A 22903-nucleotide genomic window follows, 5' to 3' on the forward strand; every position below is an offset into this window, starting at 1 on the left:
TTATCTCTCATCGAAAGCATCCTCGATGGCTGACATCACCGGTTTCGCGGCGTATTCGATCACGCGACGCGAGCCTGTTTTCACATCAGCGGTAAACTCCATGTAAGGTGATAACTTGTATTGAGTGCCTCCTCGTTCAAGAAAGTTTCGGTCAATTTCAATCTCAGCTAAATAGAATTCAGCGTCTTCTTCTTCGTATGATGAACGGCTGATTGAGGCGATGGTTCCCTCAACAAACCCGTATTTTGCAAAGTTATAGGTATCCATTTTTACTTTCACTGCCTGACCAATTTCGACAAATCCCATGTCTTTACGTGGGATCTTCGCTTCACCGTGTAACGAATTATTTATTGGGGCAATATCGGCGATACTTTCTCCTGGCGGAATCACAGCAGAACGGAAATTGAAGTGAAGTTTATCGACCACACCATCGACTGGCGAGTAGACGACTAGGCGATCAACCTTGTCGGAATGCTGCGGTTGTAAGATTCGCTTTAGCTTGAGGTCTTTGTTCGCTTGAATGATTTGTGCTTGGTACTCAGAGTTTCGATTCTCAACCAAGTCACGGTGTTGCTTTTCCAGTTTGTCGAGTTGGAAACGCTCATTCATCACAGATTCGTCAAGGTTCTCAATCTCACGCACCATATTCGACTCTTGTACTTTCATGTTAAGAACGTCGACATAAGACGCCATCTCTTCTTTATAGAGGGTGTTTTTGATGTTGAGCTGCTTACGTATCAGAGAGAGTTGATTCTCTGAACTTTTGCGACGCTTTAACATTGAACTGATCAACGAGTTCTTGTGCTTAATATCGTGTGTAATGAGTTCTTCATTTGAACGGTTTTTAGAGAATTCTTGTCTCCAGGTATTCATGTTGACCTGAACTTGCTCAGGGTATTTCTCAATGAAAGCGTCGAAGTTAGGCTCTATCATGTCGCGTAAGCTTTCATAACGAATCTTATCGAGCTCTATCTGAATAATTTCAGTATTGACGGTATCAAGTTGAGTGTTACGGTCAAGTGAGCGTATTCGAGCGATAGGTTGGCCCTCATAAACGACTTCCCCTTTTCTGACTAATAATTCTTCTAATATCCCGCCTTCTAAATGCTGAACTTTCTCAACATCCGATTCCAATAGCAGTTCGCCACGTACAGAAACAACAATATCGATACGTGCTTGTGACGCCACCGCAATAGCGACCAAAGCGAGCAAGAATATAATGAGCAACGTTTTGTGAACGCTGGTCATGGCACTAGCAAGCACAATAGTGTCATCAGCTGTGACCTTAGAAGGCTCGTTATTGGAAACGAGTGCTTTTCTGAGGTGATGTTCTATTTGGTTATTGCTCATGACTGACCTCGGTTACTTGCCATCTATTACTTCCTTAATATCCAACAAGTGGTTGATTTGTCGATTGACGTTGTGCAATTCAGTTTTTACATCCTCTATTAGATCTTCCGGCGCAGGAAACTCGTGTCTACTCAAGTGTTCCAATTTGGCCATTTTTGGCGGAAGGTCTTGGTCGCAAAGCAACGTTAAGATGGTCTTCAATCGTTTTGAGTAACTATTGAGTTCATCAAAATGATTACCGTTATGAAGCGCTTCTATATTTAGGGCTGCGTCAGAAAAGTCATTGTAAAAGTCGCCTAATAGCAATTGCAGCCCTTTGTGGTTGTTGTCGACCGAGCGCAACAAATTCGTCATGTCTATCATCGCTCCACTGCCTTAATTGCTTTAATCACAATAACTAAGGATCTTTAAAGGCAGTTTTCAAATTTTTTTTGATTCTTTCTCTTTAAAAAGAAATTATGAAAAATGTTGTATAAAAAATTGGTTTTTCAAAATGATGTCCTTTAATGCCTCTATAAATACGATCAGTTAGCTAGTAGCAACGGAGGCTGTAATGGCAGGCGAAAATAACCAAAACAACCAAAATGAAGATCTAAATGACGCGGTAGAACAAACGGACACGAACGACGCGGGTACGCCCTCCCAACAGCAGAATCAACAAAATCAACAAAACACGATTGCGTCGACAATAGCGACGGGTGCTGAAAATGCGGATGCGGCAGACGAAGTTAACCAGGCTTTAGACGAAAATCCGAGTGGTGCAGGTAATGCTGAAGATGCCTCTGCTTCTGGTGCGGCTGTGCAAGAAGAGACGCCAGAAAGTGATGGAGATTCAGACGCTGCACAATCCAATGTAGTTGGTGGAGCCGCTTCTGAAGCTGGCTCGGATAACGCTGCTGGCAGTGGTGGCGGTGCTGGAGCGGGCGCACAAGCTGTAGGTGGTGATATCGCAGAGGCTGCGACAGGTGGTGTAGACGCTGAAGGTAATGAAGAACAAGGCCAAGCTGCGCGTACTTCAGCAGCGCCGAGTGCGACATCTTCAGAGTCGGGTGACCAACAAGTTGGTGATGAGCTAGATTCACAAACAGTAGAAGAGACGTTTGCAGTTGATGTTCAAGCTTCTGACGAAGAGACCATTAGCGAAGTAGAGGATGACTTTGATTCTGAAACGGTAAGCGAAACGTTTAAAATCAAAGTGGAAAGTGAAAATGATGCGCCAGAAGCTGAACAAGATCTGGCTTACATCATGGATGAAGATGGCTCCATAACATTCACTCAAGAACAATTACTCGAATACGCAAGTGATGTAGATGGGGACGAGCTTGTTGCTTCTAACGTTCAAGTTGGTGATGATGCAACAGTTCAAGACAATGGTGATGGTACTTTCACCGTTGTTCCTTCAGCTGATTTTAATGGTGAACTTGACCTTACTTTCGACATCAGTGACGGCCAAGAAACGATTAGCAGCGCAATTGATTTAACGGTACGCCCGATTAATGACGCGCCTGTTCCTGAAGATAAAACGTTTGAAATCGAGGAAGACGGAACTCTTGTATTCACCGACGCTGACCTCCTTTCTGGTGCGACAGACATTGAAGGTGACAACCTAACGGTTGAAGGTGTGACCTACGATGGTGGCGACGGTATCCTTACTGACAATGGCAACGGGACTTACACCTTTGCGCCAAACGAAAACTTCAATGGCGACGTAAACTTCGGCTTCGATGTATCAGACGGCACCGATACGGTCTCTGCCAACATCGATGTGAGTGTTACAGCGGTTGATGATGCGCCAGTGTCTGGTGACTTAGCGTACTCAATCGATGAAGATGGTTCTATCCGTCTAAGCCAAGAGCAACTGTTATCACAAGCATCTGATGTTGAAGGCGATGACCTTACTGCTAGCGGCCTAACGGTTGGTGGTGATGCAACCGTTACTCAAAACGATGACGGCAGCTTCACGATTACGCCAGATGAGAACTTCAATGGTGACATCGATATCAACTTCGATATCTCTGATGGCACCAATACGGTTCAAGCTTCGGCTGACCTTACAGTTAATCCTGTAAATGATTTACCAGTCCCTCAAGACCAACAGTTCAGTATTGCAGAAGACGGTACTTTACAGTTCACAGACGCGGATCTGCTTACAGGCGCGACAGACGTTGAAGGTGATAACCTGACGGTTGAGGGCATCACTTATGAAGGCACTGATGGCGTACTGACTGACTTGGGTGAGGGATCATATAGCTTTGCTCCAAACGAGAACTTCAATGGTGATGTGAGCTTTAGCTTCGATGTGTCAGACGGTACCGATACCGTGTCTGCAAACATTGATGTTAGCGTGACTCCTGAGAACGATCCGCCTGTTGCGGGCTCAACGTCCTACACGGTGAATGAAGATAATTCGATTACCATTTCTGATGCACAACTATTGGCAACATCTTCAGATATTGAAGGTGATGTATCGATAGACAGCGTGACTTACTCTGGTAGCGACGGTGTCCTTGAAATCAATGGTAACGGCACTTACACCTTCTCGCCAAATGAGAACTTCAGCGGTGAAATTGCACTGGATGTGGTTGTTGCTGATGAAGATGGTGCGACCGACTCAACGACCGCGGGCATCAATGTTCTTGAAGTGAACGATCCGCCGGTTGCAGGCCCTACGTCTTACACCATTGATGAAGACTCAGTACTTACCTTCAGTGAGTCTCAAGTGTTGCTTAACGCCTCAGATGTAGAAGGGGATGTTGAGCTTGTTGGTATTAGCTACGATGGCCCTGAGGGTATCTTCTCAGTAAATGGTGACGGCACTTGCAGCTTCGCTCCAAATGAGAACTTTAATGGCCAAGTTCAGCTTGATGTCACCATTCGTGATGAAGATGGTGCAGAAGTGGAAACCGTCATCAATGTTGACGTATTACCAATCAATGATGCGCCAGTGTCTGGTGATTTGGCTTACAACGTTAACGAAGATGGTTCAATCACACTGAGCCAAGATCAGCTGTTGTCTCAAGCGTCCGATGTAGAAGGCGAAGATCTAACCGCAAGTGACTTAACAGTTGGTGGTGATGCGACGGTTGTAGCTAACGATGACGGCAGTTTCACGATTACGCCAGATGAAAACTTCAACGGTGACATTGATATTCAATTCAACATCACTGACGGTACTGACACGGTTCAAGCAACCGCCGATCTTACTGTTAACCCAGTTAATGACTTGCCGGTTCCTCAAGACCAACAATTCAGTATCGCAGAAGACGGTACGCTTCAATTTACAGACGCCGACTTACTTACCGGTGCCACCGATATTGATGGCGACGACTTAACCGTTGAAGGTATTAGCTATACAGGTGGTGATGGCGTACTGACCGACCACGGTGATGGTACTTATACCTTTGCGCCAAATGAAAACTTCAATGGCGATGTGAACTTCAGTTTCGATGTGTCTGATGGCACAGAAACCGTTAGCGCTAACATTGATGTGAGTGTGACTCCTGAGAACGATCCGCCAGTTGCGGGTTCAACCTCATACATGGTCAATGAAGACAATGCCATCACAATTTCTGATGAACAGTTGCTAGCTAACTCTTCGGATATTGAAGGTGCGGTGTCGGTTGATACTGTGACTTACAGTGGCACTGATGGTGTGTTCCAAGATAACGGCGATGGCAGCTATACCTTCCTTCCTAATGAAAACTTCAGCGGTGATATCAGCCTTGATGTGATTGTTGCAGATGAAGAAGGTGCAATTGATGAAACCACAGCAGGTATTACCGTTCTTGAAGTGAACGATCCACCAGTTGCGGGTCCAACGTCATACACCATTGACGAAGATTCGGTTCTGACGTTCAGTGAATCTCAGATTCTTGTGAATGCTTCGGATATCGAAGGCGATGTAGAACTTGTTGGCATTAACTACGATGGCTCTGACGGTATCTTCACTGTAAATGGTGATGGTACATGCAGCTTTGCACCCAACGAAAACTTCAATGGTCAGGTTCAACTGGGTGTGACCATTCAAGATGAAGATGGCGCAACGGTTGAAACACACATTAACGTTGATGTATTGCCAATCAATGATGCGCCAGTATCGGGCGATTTGGCTTACACCATCAATGAAGATAGCTCCATCACGCTAAGCCAAGAGCAATTGCTAGCAAGAGCAGGTGATATCGATAGCGATAACTTAGAAGCTATCAATCTATCTACTGATGAAAATGCGACCATCCAACACAATGATGATGGCAGCTACACCATCACACCGAACGCAGATTACAACGGTGACCTAGATCTGAACTTCGATATCATCGATAACGATGGTGGTTCAGTTCAAGTTGGCCTAGACATTACCGTGAATCCGGTTAATGACTTGCCACAAGCGCAAGATCAACAGTTCACGATTGAAGAAGACGGTACGTTACTCTTCACCGATGCTGACCTGCTTGCAGGTGCGTCGGATATTGATGGTGATGAACTGTCGATTGAAAACGTACTCTACACAGGTGCAGATGGTGTTCTTAGCGATAATGGCGACGGCACATATAGCTTTGCTCCAAACGAGAACTTCAATGGTGATGTTCAATTCTCATTCGATGTCTCTGACGGTACTGATTCAACATCAGCTGTTATTGATGTCAGCGTAACGCCTGAGAATGATCCACCGGTAGCGGGCTCGACATCTTACACAGTCCAAGAAGATGGCCAAATCACGATCAGTGATGAGCAACTATTGGCAAACTCTTCCGATGTAGAAGGCGATGTTTCACTGTCTGGAGTATCGTACTTCGGTGATGACGGCTCATTTGTTGATAATGGCAATGGTACTTACACCTTTACGCCAAATGAAAACTTCGATGGTGATATTTCACTAGACGTTGTTGTCGTTGACGAAGACGGTGCAACCGCAACCACAACCGCTGGCATCGATGTTATTGCTGTGAATGATGGACCTGAAACTTCGGGCATTCAGGCTGAAGTCGATGAAGATAATTCAATCACCATTACTCAAGAGCAGTTACTCGCTAATGCGACCGATGTTGAAGGTGATGAGTTAACGGCATCTAACCTACAAACCAACGATCCAGATGCGACAATTGTTACTAATGACGATGGTTCATTCACTATTACGCACACAGAAAACTTCAATGGCGAGTTGGACTTCACATACAGTATCAGTGATGGTGAGAATGAAGTTCTGACGACACTCGACTTGACGGTTAACCCTGTCAACGATGCGCCAGAAGCGGGCGATGAAATCTTCATCCAAGCGCAAGAAGACCAAACAGTTGGTGTGACACTTCGTGAAGAACCAGCACTACGTTTAGACCAAGCGCCAGAAAACGGCATCATTGAAGCAAATGTTAATGACGAATGGGTGGTACTGGAAGTAGGACAAGAAGTTCCTGCAGATACCGAAGTGCGCTTTGTTCCAAGTGAAGATGCTCTTGCTGAAGGTACACACACCACACAAATCGGTACGTTTGACGATAACGCGAGTGTGGATGATTGGGGTACAGAAGTTGACCCTTATACGCGTGAGTTCTCAGATGGTGACTTAACGGTAACTGTTCAAAGTAACGATGACCCTCTTGGTGCCTGGAATGGCAACACCCACATTGGTCATGGTATCGGTGATACTGACCGCCAAGGCTTAAGTGGTGATGAGAAACTGACGGTTTCAGTTGAAGGTCAAGACATCAATGAAATCAGTTTCCACCTAGATGGTTTGGGTGGCTGGTTCATGGAAGAGTCTCGTCACTTTACAGAAGTAGAAATCAAAGCGTTCAATGAGGATGGCGACCTAATTGACTCGATGACTTACCACAAAGAAGACCGTGGTACTTTCGAGACAGATTACACGCTAACGGTTGATCAACCAGTGTCCTACTTTGAGCTCGGTACCGTGCAAGGTAATGGTACTTACGTCGTTCAAAACATGACAGTGTCACAAACTTGTCATGATGAAGCGGTGTTTACATCGATTGGTGTCGATGGCTCAGAGATTACTGAAACGGTTGAGTTGAATATCCATGCGGGTGACAACGAAATCGAGTTAACGGCTGATCTTCCGAATATTACTGTCGATACCGATGGTTCTGCCCAGTTTGCTTCGGTTGTGATTACCGAAGAGCAACTACTGGCGCAAGCATCTGATATTGATGGCGACGACCTTGATATTGAAAATCTAGAGCTAGTGGGTGAAAACTCAGAGCATGCAACACTCACCGATAATGGTGATGGCACTTGGACGGTAACACCGGATGAAAACTTCCATGGTGAAATCGAACTTGGTTACCAAGTTACCGATGGTGAGCTGACAGACAGCAATATCATCAATATCAATTTCGAATCAGTAAATGATGCGCCAATCGTTTCTGGCCCGATTGTTCTATCGACAGATGAAGATGAAGGTATCACGTTCAGTGCAGATGACTTGCTAGCGAACACCACAGATGTGGAAGGCGATACGCTGTCTATTTCTGACATCACTTACGGTGGTGATAACGGTGAGCTAGTTGATAACGGCGATGGTACGTTTACCTTCATGCCGAATGAAAACTTCAATGGTGAAATCGACATCGACTACAAGGTGTTTGATGGAACTGATGAAGTTGCAACGCATCTAGACCTAACGGTCGTACCAGTCAATGATGTGCCGGTTCCGGGTGAACCATTGCACACCCAAATGCTTGAAAACGGCTCCATGATCATCGAAGCGAAAGACCTATTGTCTGGTGCTACCGATGTTGATGGCGACATTCTTCATGTCGAAAACCTATTACTTGCAGACCAAACGCAAGGTACGTTAACGGATAACGGTGATAATACCTTTACCTTCGAACCTGCAGAAGACTTCTACGGTGAAGTGAATCTGACTTTCGATATCAGTGATGGCCAAGCAAGCGCACCAAGTACAGCAAGAGTTGACGTTGAAATTGTCAATGAAGGCCCAGAGGTTGGTGGTCCAATTGAAGCCGCTGTTGATGAAGATGGTTCAATCACTATCACTCAAGAGGATCTGTTAGCGAATGCGACGGATGTCGATGGCGACAACCTTGAAGCCGTTAACTTAGCGACCAACGATCCAAATGCGGTTGTTGTAGAAAACCCAGACGGTAGCTTCACTATTACACCAAGTGCAGATTTCTTTGGTGAGATTGAGTTTACTTATGATGTCACTGACGCGATCGAAACTGTTGCGGCTGACCTCAACCTAACCGTAAACCCTATCAACGATGCTCCAGACGTGCCTGACATGTCTTTCACTACGGAAGACGGTCAAGCGATTACCATTACCGAAGCTGAACTATTAGAACAAGCGACAGACATTGAAGGCGACGAACTGTCAGTTGTGAATGTGACGAGTGCAAGCGACACGGTAGAAGTCACAGACAATGGCGATGGAACATACACATTAACACCAGAGCAGGGCTTCTTCGGTAACGTTGACTTAGCGTTTGATGTGAGCGATGGCACTGATGTGGTTGCCGCAAACATCGACCTAAAAGTTGAGTTCGTCAACGATGCGCCAGAAGCGACGCCAATGGTGGCAGATGTCGACGAAGATGGTTCAATCCTCGTTACACAAGAAATGTTGTTGGAGAACGCGAGCGACCAAGATGGCGATGAGTTGTTTGCAAGCGCGCTTGAAACTAACGATCCAAATGCCAGCATTGTAGACAATGGTGATGGCACGTACACAGTGACACCTTCAGAGAACTTCAATGGCGATATTGCATTCACTTATGAGGTGAGCGACGGTGAGCTGAGCACGTCTAATGATATGACATTGACCGTTAATCCGGTGAATGACATTCCAATTGTTGCTCCAGGAATGTACCACATCGAAGAGGATGGCAGCATCCTGTTCACTCAAGAAGATCTATTGAGTGCTGCAATTGATATTGATGGCGACGACCTAAGCGTTACCAGCATCAATTACTCTGGTGATGAAGGCACAGTAACCGACAACGGCGATGGCACGTTCAGCTTCGTTCCTGAAGAGCACTTCAGTGGTGATCTGCAGTTCAGCTTTACTGTGACAGACGGTACGGATGAAGTTGAACAAGACATTAATGTTCACATTGAAGCAGTTGCTGATGCGCCTGACTTAGTTATCACGGATGGTGATGGTGTTAACGTCGACGACCAGGCGATTTTGGTTGAGCCAGGCGGTATTGTTGAACTGAACATTGCTGCGGCACTTGTCGACCAAGACTTGTCTGAAACACTCACTGTTACAGTAGATGGTGTGCCAGAAGGTTCGGTTATTCAATACGATAACGAAGGCGTTCTGAATGACCAAGAGAACGGTATCACCAGTTACAACGACACTGAAATCACAGTAACGTTTGAAGGTGAGACGGCTGGCTACCAAAACGCTGCGGGTTACTACAAAGTAGACGAAGATGGCAACATCACAGGTGTTGAAGTTGTTTACGAAAACGCATCACAAGTTGGTGGTGGCGGCGACCTTGTTCCAGGGCAAGATCAATTCAGCTTCCAAGTCGAGGAAGGCGAAAGCTTTAACCTGTTCTTAATTCCAAACGGACATCAGCACAACGACTTTGATGCGATGCAAGACGGTCAGTACGAGTTCCGTGCTGAGGATGGTTCGCCTGCGAACATGGATACGGTTGATCCTCAACTTGTCTTTGTGGCTGCTGATGGAACCGAGACAGTGATTCAAGGCCAAAATGGTGACGCGATCTTCCATGGTGGTTCAAGCTCTCAGCTAAACCAAGATGGTATCGAACATACTCGTACTACGGTTAATGAAGACGGCGAGCTAGTTTACGGATTTGAAGATTTGTATGGCGGCGGTGATGCTGACTATTCTGACTTCAACTTCACAATCGATGTCGGTGAAGTGAACAGCCAAATCTACAGCGGTGAAGTAACGGTTGGCCCTGATGGTACGGTGAACTTACCAACAACGGCTATCGAAAATGCGTTACAAATCCAGTTACCAGAAGACTTCAATGAGCAGCTTGAAGTTCATGTAACCGCAACTGCGACAGAGTTATCGAATGATGATTCTGAAACGGTATCTCAAACCATCTACATTAACGCGACAGGCGCACACATTGAGCACGCACCTGAAGCACTTCCGGTTTCTGCAACGGTTGAAGAAGATGGTTCAATCATCATTACGCAAGAAGACTTATTGGCTAATGCGCGTGATTTAGATGGCGATCAGTTGACGGCTCTGAATTTAGCAACCGATGATGAGAGCGTTACGATTACCGATAACGGTGATGGTACGTACACATTAACGCCAGATGCTGATTTCAATGGCGATGTGAGCTTTACGTTTGATGTGTCTGATGGTGATGATGTTGTCTCTACCAACCTTGAGTTAACAGTTTCACCAGTAAATGACGGTCCAGAAGCACAAGACCACGCATTCACAGTCGGCGAAGATGGCGTGTTAACGTTCAATGACCAAGACCTATTAACAGGTGCAACGGACATTGAAGGGGACGACCTAAGTGTTGAAGGTGTAACTTACACTGGCGCAGATGGTGTCCTAACCGATAATGGCGATGGCACCTACAGTTTCGCGCCGAATGAAAACTTCAATGGCGATGTGAACTTCTCGTTCAATGTATCAGATGGAACCGATACGGTAACCGCTAACATTGATGTGAGCGTGACGCCAGAGAATGATCCTCCGGTTGCGGGTAGCACGTCTTACACGGTTCATGAAGACAACTCTATTACGATCAGTAACGAACAATTGCTAGCGAACTCTTCGGATATCGAAGGCGAAGTCGCAATTGATAACGTGACTTACAGTGGTAGCGACGGTGTTCTGGAAATCAACGGTGACGGCACATATACCTTCTCTCCAAACGAGAACTTCAATGGCGAAGTTAGCCTAGATGTTGTCGTGACGGATGAAGATGGTGCGACTGAAGCAACAACGGCGGGTATTACAGTCCTTGAGGTGAACGATCCGCCAGTTGCTGGCCCAACGTCATACACCATCGATGAAGATTCAGTACTGACTTTCAATGAGTCTCAAGTTCTGTTGAACGCTTCTGATATTGAAGGTGATGTTGAGCTTGTTGAGATCAACTACGACGGTCCAGACGGTATCTTCTCTATCAATGGTGACGGTACATGTAGCTTCGCTCCGAATGAAAACTTCAACGGCCAAGTTCAATTGGATGTAACCATTCAAGATGAAGACGGCGCTCAGGTTGATACGTTTATTACGGTTGATGTATTACCAATCAACGATGTACCAGTATCAGGTGACCTTGCATACAGTGTTGAGGAAGACGGTTCGATTACCTTGAGCCAAGAGCAACTTCTTTCGCAAGCGAGTGATGTAGATGGCGACGACCTTACTGCTTCTAACTTGATTGTTGATGGAGACGCGACGGTTGTTGCTAACGATGACGGCAGCTTTACCGTTACGCCAGATGCGAACTTCAATGGTGACATTGACCTAACGTTCGACATTAGCGATGGTACAGATACGCTGGTTGCGACGGCTGACCTAACCGTTAACCCAGTCAATGACCTTCCACAACCACAAGATCATACGTTCAGCATCGGCGAAGACGGCATCTTGAACTTCACTGATGAAGACTTGCTGACAGGTGCGACTGACATTGATGGGGATGACCTGTCGGTTGAAGGCGTTACTTACACAGGTGCGGATGGTGTTCTTACTGATAATGGCGATGGAAGCTACAGCTTTGCGCCAAACGAGAACTTCAATGGTGATGTGAACTTCAGTTTTGATGTGTCAGATGGCACGGATACAGTTCAAGCCAACATTGATGTCAGCGTGACACCAGAGAACGATCCACCGGTTGCAGGTAGCACGTCTTACACCGTTCATGAAGACAACTCAATTACCATCAGTGTCGAACAGTTACTTGCTAACTCTTCTGACATTGAAGGTGATGTGGCAGTCGATAGCGTGACTTACACTGGCGCTGACGGTGTCTTTGAAGACAACGGTGACGGTACTTACACCTTCTCACCAAACGAAAACTTCAACGGCGAAGTTAGCCTTGATGTTGTCGTAACTGATGAAGAGGGCGCAACTGAAGCGACCACCGCGGGTATTACTGTACTTGAAGTGAACGATCCACCAATCGCAGGCTCAACCAGCTACTCAGTCAACGAGGACGAAGTTATCACCATCAGTTCAGAGCAACTGTTGGCAAACGCTTCTGATATCGAAGGTGAAGTGGCGATTGATAGCGTTAACTACACAGGTTCAGACGGTATCTTTACCGACAATGGTGACGGAACATTCAGCTTCGCACCTAACGCTAACTTCGATGGCGACGTAAGCCTTGATGTTGTCGTTACTGATGAAGAAGGCGCAACCGTAGCGACCAACGCAAGCATTGATGTTCTGCCTGTTAACGATGCTCCGGTATCGGGCGACTTGGCGTACAGCGTGGACGAAGATGGCTCAATTACCTTGAGCCAAGAGCAATTACTTGCTCAAGCGAGTGATGTTGACGGCGATGACTTAACAGCGGCTAACTTAACTGTTGGTGGTGATGCGACAGTTACAGCAAACGATGATGGTAGTTTCACTATCACGCCAGATGCTAACTTCAATGGCGACATTGATTTGAACTTCGACATTACCGATGGTGATGCGACGCTTCAAGCAACGGCTGACCTAACGGTTAATCCAGTTAATGACTTGCCAACAGTCGGTGAGCCACAATTTGTGACTCAAGAAGACACCAGCTTTACCTTCACAGAAGAGCAACTGCTGCAAAATGCGGGCGACATTGATGGCGATAACTTATCGGTTGAAAATGTGGCTTCAGATAGCGGTACTTTGGTAGATAACGGCGACGGCACTTACACATTCGCACCGAATGAAAACTTCGACGGTAATGTGAATGTGACGTTCGACGTGAATGACGGTACCGCGACAGTACCAGCAGAAGCGACAATTGATGTTCAATCTGTGGTTGATATGCCAGAGCTGTCGATTGCTTCTGACCTAGTGATTGCTTCAGACAACTTCGAGTCTGGCTCAAACGGTTGGAATACAGGCACAGAAAGCTCTCAAGGCTTCGAGTCGGGTGACATGCTAGGTCGTATTGGTGGAACGGGCGGTGATGAAGCCGTCAGCAAAACTTACGACATTCCAAGTGATGTGAGCGAAGTTAATATCTCGTTTAGCTTCTACGAAATTGACTCTTGGGATGGTGAGTCGTTCCAAATCTTTGTTGGTGGCGAAGAGCTTACTTCGTTAGATAATTCTGCGTTCCGTACTCAAGATGGCACAACAACGCTTTACGATTCAGAAGGAAATGAAGTCGGCGAAGTGGTTCACGGCGTGTCGCAAGGTGAAGGCTTCAGTGGTTGGAACGACCAAGCACACCAAATCAACCTAACGGTACCCGTTGAAGACGGCCAACTTGAGTTAGGCTTCGGTTCAACCTTGAATCAAGGTGTAAGTGATGAGTCGTTTGGCATCGATAACATTGAAATCACAGTGTCTGACGCGGATTACCAAATCATTGGTACCGAAGATACACCTGTACCACTTGATATTGATGCGGCGCTTACTGATACCGATGGTTCAGAAAACCTTGCTATTTTGATTGAAGATGTGCCGGAAGGCAGCTCGCTTTCTGCAGGTACCGATAACGGTGATGGCACTTGGTCATTGCAACCAGGCGAGCTAGAAGGGCTAGAGTTTATCCCTTCAGGTGACTTCAATGGTGATGTGGTTCTAACTGTGAATGCAACATCAACAGATGTTGATACCGGTACAACCGCAACAGCTACGCAAGACGTGACGATTCACATCTCACCTGCGAACGATGCTCCAGAAGTTGACGGTGATATTAGTGCCGTTACAGCCGAAGATAACAGCATCACGCTAACTCAAGAGCAGTTGCTAGAGCACGCTGTCGACATTGATGGTGATGACCTATCAGCAATCAACCTAACCACCAATGATGAAAATGCGACCGTTCAAATGAACGACGATGGCAGTTTCACCATTACACCGAGTGAAAACTTCAACGGTAATATCGAATTTAGTTACGATGTCACCGATGGAGAGGACATGGTCGCTGCTGGCCTAGACTTGACGGTAACACCTGTCAATGATGCGCCAGAGCCACAAGACCAAGCATTCACTATTGGTGAAGATGGGGTTCTTAACTTCACTGACGCTGACCTGTTAACGGGTGCGACGGATGTTGAAGGTGATGACCTAACAGTCGAAGGTGTGACATACACTGGTGCTGATGGTGTGCTTACCGACAATGGTGACGGAAGCTACAGCTTTGCGCCAAACGAGAACTTCAATGGTGATGTGAACTTCAGCTTTGATGTGTCAGATGGCACGGATACGGTTCAAGCCAACATTGATGTGAGCGTGACGCCTGAGAACGATCCACCAGTGGCGGGTAGCACGTCTTACACTGTGCATGAAGACAACTCAATCACGATCAGTAACGAACAGCTATTAGCCAACTCTTCAGATATTGAAGGTGAGGTTGCGATTGATAGCGTGACTTACACTGGCAGTGACGGTGTGTTCGAAGACAACGGTGACGGCACTTACACCTTCTCGCCAAACGAGAACTTCAATGGTGATGTGAGCTTAGCGGTTGTTGTTACCGATGAAGAAGGGGCAACAGAAGCGACCACCGCGGGAATCACCGTACTTGAGGTGAACGATCCGCCAATCGCAGGCTCAACCAGCTACTCAGTCAACGAAGATGAAGTTATCACCATCAGTGCAGAGCAACTGTTGGCGAACTCTTCTGATATTGAAGGTGAAGTGGCGATTGATAGTGTTACTTACACAGGCGCTGACGGTATCTTTACTGACAACGGCAACGGCACATTCAGCTTTGCACCGAACGCAAACTTCGATGGCGATGTTAGCCTAGATGTAGTGGTGACAGATGAAGACGGTGCGACAGTAGCCACCAGCGCAAGTATTGATGTTCTTCCAATTAATGATCCACCAGTATCGGGTGACTTGGCATACAGCATTGATGAAGATGGTTCGATTACTCTGACTCAAGAGCAGTTGCTGTCTCAAGCATCTGATGTGGATGGCGATGATCTGACCGCAAGCAACTTAAGCGCAGGCGATAATGCAACCGTTGTTGATAATGGCGATGGCACCTTTACGGTAACGCCAGATGCGAACTTCAATGGCGATATCGACCTAAGCTTTGATATTTCGGACGGCACCGAGTCGATTGTGGCGAACGCCGATCTGACGGTAAACCCAGTCAACGACTTGCCAACGACATCTGATGTTTATGCGAACGTTGATGAAGATAATGTCATCACTATCACGCAGGAGCAGTTACTTGCGAATGCCGCTGATATTGAGGGCGATGACCTTGTCGCTTCCGACTTAACCTTAGTGGGTGACGATGCAACGATTGTCGACAATGGCGATGGCACGTTCTCAATCACTCCAAGCGAAAACTTCAATGGCTACATCGATGTTGCCTACAGCATCAGCGATGGCGACACACCAATTGCCGCTAACTTAGGCTTGACCGTTGACCCAGTTAACGACGCGCCAATTGTTTCTGCTGATGTGGCGATAACCATTGAAGAAGACGGTTCATACACCATTACTCAAGAAGAGCTCCTACAATTCGCGACTGACATCGAAGACGATGACATGACCGCAATTATCGGAGAGCAGGGCGATGAAACAACCGTAACCGGTACAGTGTTGGATGCTGAAACTGGCAATCCAATCGCAGGTGCGGATGTTACGCTAACCGACAACGCAGGTCATTCTTACACAGCGGTGACCGATCAATCTGGTAACTACTCTGTGAGCGGTCCAGTTGTTGACCAAGGTACCGTTACGATTGAACAAGAAGGCTCAATTACTAGCAGCTTCCTAGTTCCAGCAGGCGAAGATACCAATGGTGGCGTGACTGCAATATCTGAAGTCCTTGAAGAAACAGATATGCGTATCGTGGTCACATGGGGTGACAGTCCACGTGATATGGACAACCACCTATGGCTCTACGATACAGAGAATGGCAGTGAGCTAGACCATATTTACTATCGCGACATGAGCCATGATTTGGGTGAAGGTAATGTCGTTCAGCAAGATGTAGATGACACAAATGGTGGCGGCCCTGAAACCATCACCATTCCAAACTACCAAGATGCGGACATGCACTATTCAGTACACAACTACACCAGCAGAAGTTGGGATGTAGATGGTGTTGAAGATGTACAGGTTCAGGTATTTGTTGGCGATACATTGGTTGAAACCTTTAGCCCTGATTTATCTGAAAGCCCATCGGGTGACCACTGGCATGTATTTGATATCGTGAACGGCGTTATTGTTCCAAGCCAAGATGTAGGCAGCGAGAATGCGTTTGATTTACCAACGGCAGAAGAAGCGCTCGCGAATGAAAACGGCATTGATATCTCTGAATTGCTAACCGGCGAGGAAGGTGATGATTCTGGTGAAACGGGTGGTAACGAACCAAGTGTTGGAGATGTTTCCATTGAGAACGCTCTTATCACTGACAATGGTGATGGTACTTACACCATTACACCGGAAGAGAACTTCAATGGTGAATTCTCGATTAGCTACAACGTAGACGATGGCAACGGTGGGGTTACTCCAGCGGAACTAGACGTGACCGTAACAGCAGTTAACGACCTTTCTGTAATTTACGACCACGACTACACCATTAATGAAGATGGTTCGCTGACCTTTACCGATGAACAGCTATTGGCTGGTGCAACGGATATTGATGGCGATGACCTTTCTGTCGAGTCGGTTAACTACGAAGGTACAGACGGTGTGTTCACGGATAACGGCGACGGTACTTATACCTTTGCTCCAAACGAGAACTTCAATGGTAATGTCGACCTAACTTACGATGTGAGTGATGGTACTGATGTTGTATCGGCGAATATTGATGTTCAAGTTGTTCCAATCAATGACGTACCGGTAGCGGGTTCTACAACTTACAGCGTTGAAGAAGACGGCAGTATCACCCTAAGCGATGCACAACTTCTGGCGAATAGCTCGGATGTTGAAGGGGAAGTGTTTGTCAGCGATGTAAGCTACAGCGGCACTGATGGTGTATTCACTGATAATGGTGATGGTACTTACACCTTTGCTCCAAACGAAAACTTTAACGGTGACATCAGTCTTGATGTCTCTGTAATGGATGAAGATGGCGCAACCGCTGAAACAACCGCAGGTATCGACGTTATTGCCGTTAATGACTTGCCAGTTGCAGGTTCAACGACCTACAGCGTTGACGAAGATAACGTGATTACCATCTCTGAAGCGCAGCTTCTTGCGAACAGCTCAGATATTGAAGGTGATGTATCCGTTAGCGACGTTTCCTACTCAGGTGCAGACGGTATCTTCACTGACAATGGCGATGGTACTTACAGCTTCGCACCAAATGAAAACTTCAACGGCAATGTCAGCCTAGATGTCACCGTTGCAGATGAAGACGGTGCAACCGCTCAAACGACTGCGGGTATTGATGTTATCGCAGTCAACGACGCACCAGTATCGGGTGACTTGGCTTACTCAGTGGATGAAGATGGTTCAATCACGCTAAGCCAAGAGCAACTACTTGCTCAAGCATCGGATGTGGACGGCGATGATCTTAGCGCTGCCAACCTAACCGCGGGTGATAACGCTACAGTTACGGCAAACGATGATGGTTCATTTACCATTACCCCAGATGCCGACTTTAATGGCGATATTGACCTAAGCTTCGACCTTTCTGATGGTACTGAAACGGTTGTCGCAACGGCCGACCTTACTGTGAATCCAGTGAATGACATCGCAGTTGTAGAAGATGTGGCTTACACCATTGAAGAAGACGGTTCACTTACCTTTACAGACGAGCAACTGCTAGCGGGTGCTTCTGATATTGATGGTGATGAGCTTTCAGTTGCCGATGTGTCTTACACTGGCGCAGAGGGTGTGTTCACTGACAATGGTGATGGTACTTACACCTTTGCACCGAACGAGAACTTCAATGGTGACGTAAGTCTGGACTTCTCAGTATCTGATGGTACAGAGACGGTTGACGCAAACATCGACGTAACGGTAACAGACGTTAACGATGCACCAGTGGCAGGCGCAACGTCTTACCAAATGAACGAAGATGGCACTATTACATTGAGCCCTGAGCAGTTGATTGCTAATAGCTCCGATGTGGACGGTGAAGTGTCGCTTGATAGCGTGAGCTACTCAGGTGCAGACGGTATCTTGGTTCAAAATGAAGATGGTTCGGTAACGTTCGCACCAAACGAAAACTTTAACGGCGACATCAACCTTGATGTGACGGTTATTGATGACGACGGTGCGACGGCTCAGACTACCGCTGGTATTGAAGTCATTGCAGTTAATGACGCACCTGTTGCCGGAAACGTGGCCTACTCAGTTGATGAAGACGGTTCAATTACGGTATCGCAAGAGCAGTTGCTGGCTAACGCATCCGATGTTGATGGTGATGCACTGACCGCAAGCAACCTATCTGCAGGTGACAATGCGACTGTAACAGCGAACGAAGATGGTTCATTTACTATCACTCCGGATGCTAATTTCAACGGTGACATTGATTTGAGCTTCGATGTGTCAGATGGCCTTGAAACTGTTCAAGCTGGAGTCGACCTAACGGTTAACCCAGTCAATGACCTACCAACAGCAGAAGACCAAAACTTTACTGTTGAGGAAGATGGAACGCTAACCTTCACTGACGCTGACCTATTAGCAGGTGCTGCGGATATTGATGGTGATGACCTTTCTATCACGGATGTGTCTTACACGGGCGCAGAGGGTGTGTTCACTGACAACGGTGACGGCACTTATAGCTTTGCTCCGAACGAGAACTTCAATGGCGATGTCAACCTTGGCTTCACAGTGACTGATGGCACTGAGACAGTCGATGCTAATATTGGTGTGACGGTAACGGATGTTAACGATGCGCCGGTAGCGGGTTCTACGTCTTACCAAATGAACGAAGATGGCACCATTACAATCAGCCCTGAGCAGTTAATTGCTAATAGCTCTGACGTTGATGGTGAAGTGTCGCTTGAAAGTGTGACTTACACAGGCTCTGACGGCACCTTGGTTCAAAACGATAACGGGTCTGTGACCTTCACGCCAAACGAGAACTTTAATGGTGATATCAGCCTAGATGTGGTCGTGACCGATGATGACGGTGCGACTGCTACAACAACGGCAGGAATCGAAGTTCTGGCTGTGAACGATGGACCTGAGTCGGAGGATGTGAAACTAACCACAGCCGAAGACAGCACCATTCTTATCACACAAGACATGTTGTTAGCTCAAGCTACCGACATCGATAACACCGCAGACGAGCTGTCGGCTTCTGGTCTACAAATCGACCCTAGCTTGGGTGAGTTGCTAGATAACGAAGATGGTACTTGGTCATTTACACCAAACGAAAACTTCAATGGCGATGTGCCAATGACGTTTAACGTTAGCGATGGCCAAGAGACAATTTCAGTCGACGGCAACATCGATGTTACGCCAGTGAATGATGCACCTGAAGCGCCAACCATTGAGATGCAAGGCGAAGAAGATGTGGTCATGGTGATTGACCCTGCTTACATCGCGGGTCAAGTGACAGACCTTGATGGCGACGAGATCAGCATTGAGAGCATCACAGTACGAGCACCAGCGAATGCGACCTTAACTCAGCAACCAGACGGCATGTATCACTTAGTGACTACTCAAGACTTTAATGGCTTAGTAGAACTCGGTTATCAAGCTACTGACGGTGAAGAAGTGGTTGATGGCTCGCTGAATGTGGATGTCATTCCGGTTAACGACGCACCATTCAATGTCGGCAACGCAATGATGACCACAGACGAAGATGGCGCGTTCACCTTCGATGCTGGCGACTTGATGAACTTGTTCGGTGACATTGATACCGCAGACCTTGTTGTTTCTCGCATTATCACCGCAGACGGTGAAGATGGCGGAGAAGTTACAGACAACGGTGATGGTACTTGGACATTCACACCAACAGGCGACTTTGCGGGTGTTTCTGACCTACAAGTTGTCGTGAGTGACGGTGAGTTCGAAACGGTTCTCGATGTTCCTGTGTACGTACGTCCTGTCGCAGATGGCGCGGTTATTTCAACTGACCATGACGGTCCATTAGTCTTCGGCGAAGATGAAACGGGTCACTTGGGACTGAACGTTGGCCTAGTCGATGATTCAGAAACACTAAGTAACTTGGTGATGACAGGTTTCCCTGTTGGATTCGAGGTAACAGATGGTGTCAATACCGTGATGATCACCGAGCCGGGTCAATACATCGACCTGTTCGACTGGGATATCTCAAACATTCAAATGACGCCGCCTGAAGACTTCCATGGTGAGTTCTTCGTAACCGTAAGCGCAACAACGGTTGATTACGGAGATGAGCCGGAAGCGTTTGATGATGGTATCGATTCAGGTGATTTCGAAACTGTGGCGGGTGATTCCATCATCCTAACGGCGGACGACCTAATTGCTTTGGCTGAGAATGTGGATGCAGACAGCGATGATGAAGTGAAACTGGTTCATCTTGCCGACCGCAGCCAAGGTGAGATTGTCGATAATGGCGATGGCACTTGGACGTTCACACCAGCACCAGGCTTCACGGGCGAAGCAGACATTGCGTACGTAGTTGATAAAGATGGCGTGCTTCATGATGAGCAAACTGGCGTAGTCGTGAAAGAAGGTGACTCGCAAGAGAATGCAGCACCAGAAGTTAACAGCACCACAACGACGGAAATCGCAGCGGATGCCACCTTGTCGTTCACTGATGAAGACATGTTAGCGAATCTGAGCGATGCAGAAGGCGACAGCTTGAGCATTGAGTCAGTAAGCTTGATGGAAGGTCAGGGCGTAATTGAGAGCGATAACCAAGGTAACTATCAATTCACTCCTGCTGAAGACTACACCGGCGATGTTCAAGTTGGGTTTATAGCGACCGATGGCGAAAATCGCATCGAAAGCTTCTTCAATGTGGATATCCAAAGTGGCGATGAAGCAGCGGCGAGCGAAGGTTATACCTTAGCTGATGATGGTTCACTAACTATCACGGATGCACAGCTGGTGGATGAGTTAGGCGTCAGTGATTCTGCACAAGTTGTTGATGTTGCAGACGCGAACGATGCTGGCTTCTTTGCCGAATCAGGTGAAGGTGAGTGGACTTACTGGCCGAACGAAGACTTCGATGGCAATTTAGCGATGAATGTTGAAGTTAACGACGGCGGTGAAGTATCAAGTCACAGCTTAAGCATCCAAGTTGAAGATGATTCAGTACAAAGTGATGAACCACAAGTCCAAGCTGCTCAAGAAACAGAAGAGCAACAAGTGGAAGTGGCTCAACAAGCTGATGACCAAGCTCAAGATGCTGAAACTGAAGACAGTACAGCCGATGTAACCGCGGCACCGGGCGATACCATCTCTATCTCGATTCCAGATGAGGTGAGTGGTAACGAATCGGTTGATTACGCTGATATGTCTGGCTTACCTGAGGGCGCTACTGTGAGCAACGCACTGGATAACGGTGATGGTAGCTTCACAATCAGTGGCAACCTAGAGCAGCCTGTATCCGTTGAACTTCCAGAAGGTTATGAAGGTACTAGCGAGATCCAATTCCAAGGTTACGACGAATTGGGTAGCTCAATAGACGGTGCTAGCGGTTCTGTTGAAGTTGAGGTCGATGATCAATACACCATGCAAGGTTCTACGCAAGAACAGCAACCGGACATGGCGGGTATGGAATCTGGTGGCAGCGACTGGACAAGTTCAGGTGGTCAAGACCAAGGTGTTGACTTCACGGACGACTCTGGAAGCTTCGATTCAGATTCTCAAACTGGAACTGATCAAGGCAACGACTTCGACCAAAGCTCGATTTAATCGAGAGAGCTTAGTTTTAGTCTAAACCGACATTTAGTCTAAGCCAACAAGGAGATAGGGCAGCGTAAAGTTGCCCTCATTAAAGCCATGTAGAGTTATTGATACATGGCTTTTTTTAATTTTTTTGTTGTTTGTTTCGATAAATAAACTTGAGAACAGGTAAATATGTCCTTAATTATGAGAAGGGTCAGTTAGACAGGAGTGAGGGCATGTATCGTTATGTCAGTTCACCGCAAGCGTCGAAGTACATAGTGCCACCACCTCAACATCGAGAGTTGTCGAGTGTGGATGTGCCTGAGTCCGAATTAGAGATGCGAGAAATATTGAATAATTGGTTTGCTGATGGTTTAGCGCCCATTATTGAAAGTGAAGATGACTACATCTCTGCGAGCGATCACGTTCGATTTGAAAAGCTTAGCCGCACCGTTGGGATGTTGTTGAGAAACAAAGATTATTATTTTGCGGCTAAACGGATTTTATCAGTGTGGGAACAAGATTGTCTTGAAACCACTTATATCAATTATCTCATTTTGCGCAGTGAGCGAGTCACTTCTTTAAGGTAAGTTAATGGTGTGGCATTTGTCATTTTTCATTAGGCATTAGGCATTAGCGACTTAGGGTTCGTGT

At 46.8% G+C, this 22903-nt stretch carries 4 protein-coding genes; 2 read left to right on the top strand and 2 right to left on the bottom strand.

What is annotated here, in order from left to right:
* Together AB6E78_RS05855 and AB6E78_RS05860 are read right to left on the bottom strand one after the other, a co-directional pair.
* A complete protein-coding gene (locus AB6E78_RS05855; RefSeq protein WP_017064677.1) occupies window positions 1-1350 on the bottom strand; it encodes an HlyD family type I secretion periplasmic adaptor subunit in 1350 nt (449 codons plus the stop codon).
* Window positions 1351-1362: 12 nt separating this feature from the next.
* On the bottom strand, window positions 1363-1713 hold the full coding sequence (locus AB6E78_RS05860) for a hypothetical protein (protein WP_017060458.1): 351 nt from the start codon (window positions 1711-1713) through the stop codon (window positions 1363-1365).
* A 190-nt stretch (window positions 1714-1903) separates the two neighbouring features.
* Between AB6E78_RS05860 and AB6E78_RS05865 the strand changes: the two genes are divergently transcribed.
* Together AB6E78_RS05865 and AB6E78_RS05870 are read left to right on the top strand one after the other, a co-directional pair.
* Window positions 1904-22276, top strand: a complete 20373-nt coding sequence (locus tag AB6E78_RS05865; protein WP_372153743.1) for a tandem-95 repeat protein — start codon at window positions 1904-1906, stop codon at window positions 22274-22276.
* A gap of 209 nt (window positions 22277-22485) precedes the next feature.
* The gene (locus AB6E78_RS05870; protein WP_017072193.1) at window positions 22486-22839 is read left to right on the top strand and encodes a hypothetical protein; all 354 of its coding nucleotides are present in this window, start codon (window positions 22486-22488) and stop codon (window positions 22837-22839) included.
* The last annotated feature ends 64 nt before the right edge of the window (window positions 22840-22903 follow it).

The organism is Vibrio sp. 10N.247.310.98, from assembly GCF_041467395.1.
GTDB classification, from domain to species: Bacteria; Pseudomonadota; Gammaproteobacteria; order Enterobacterales; family Vibrionaceae; genus Vibrio; species Vibrio crassostreae_C.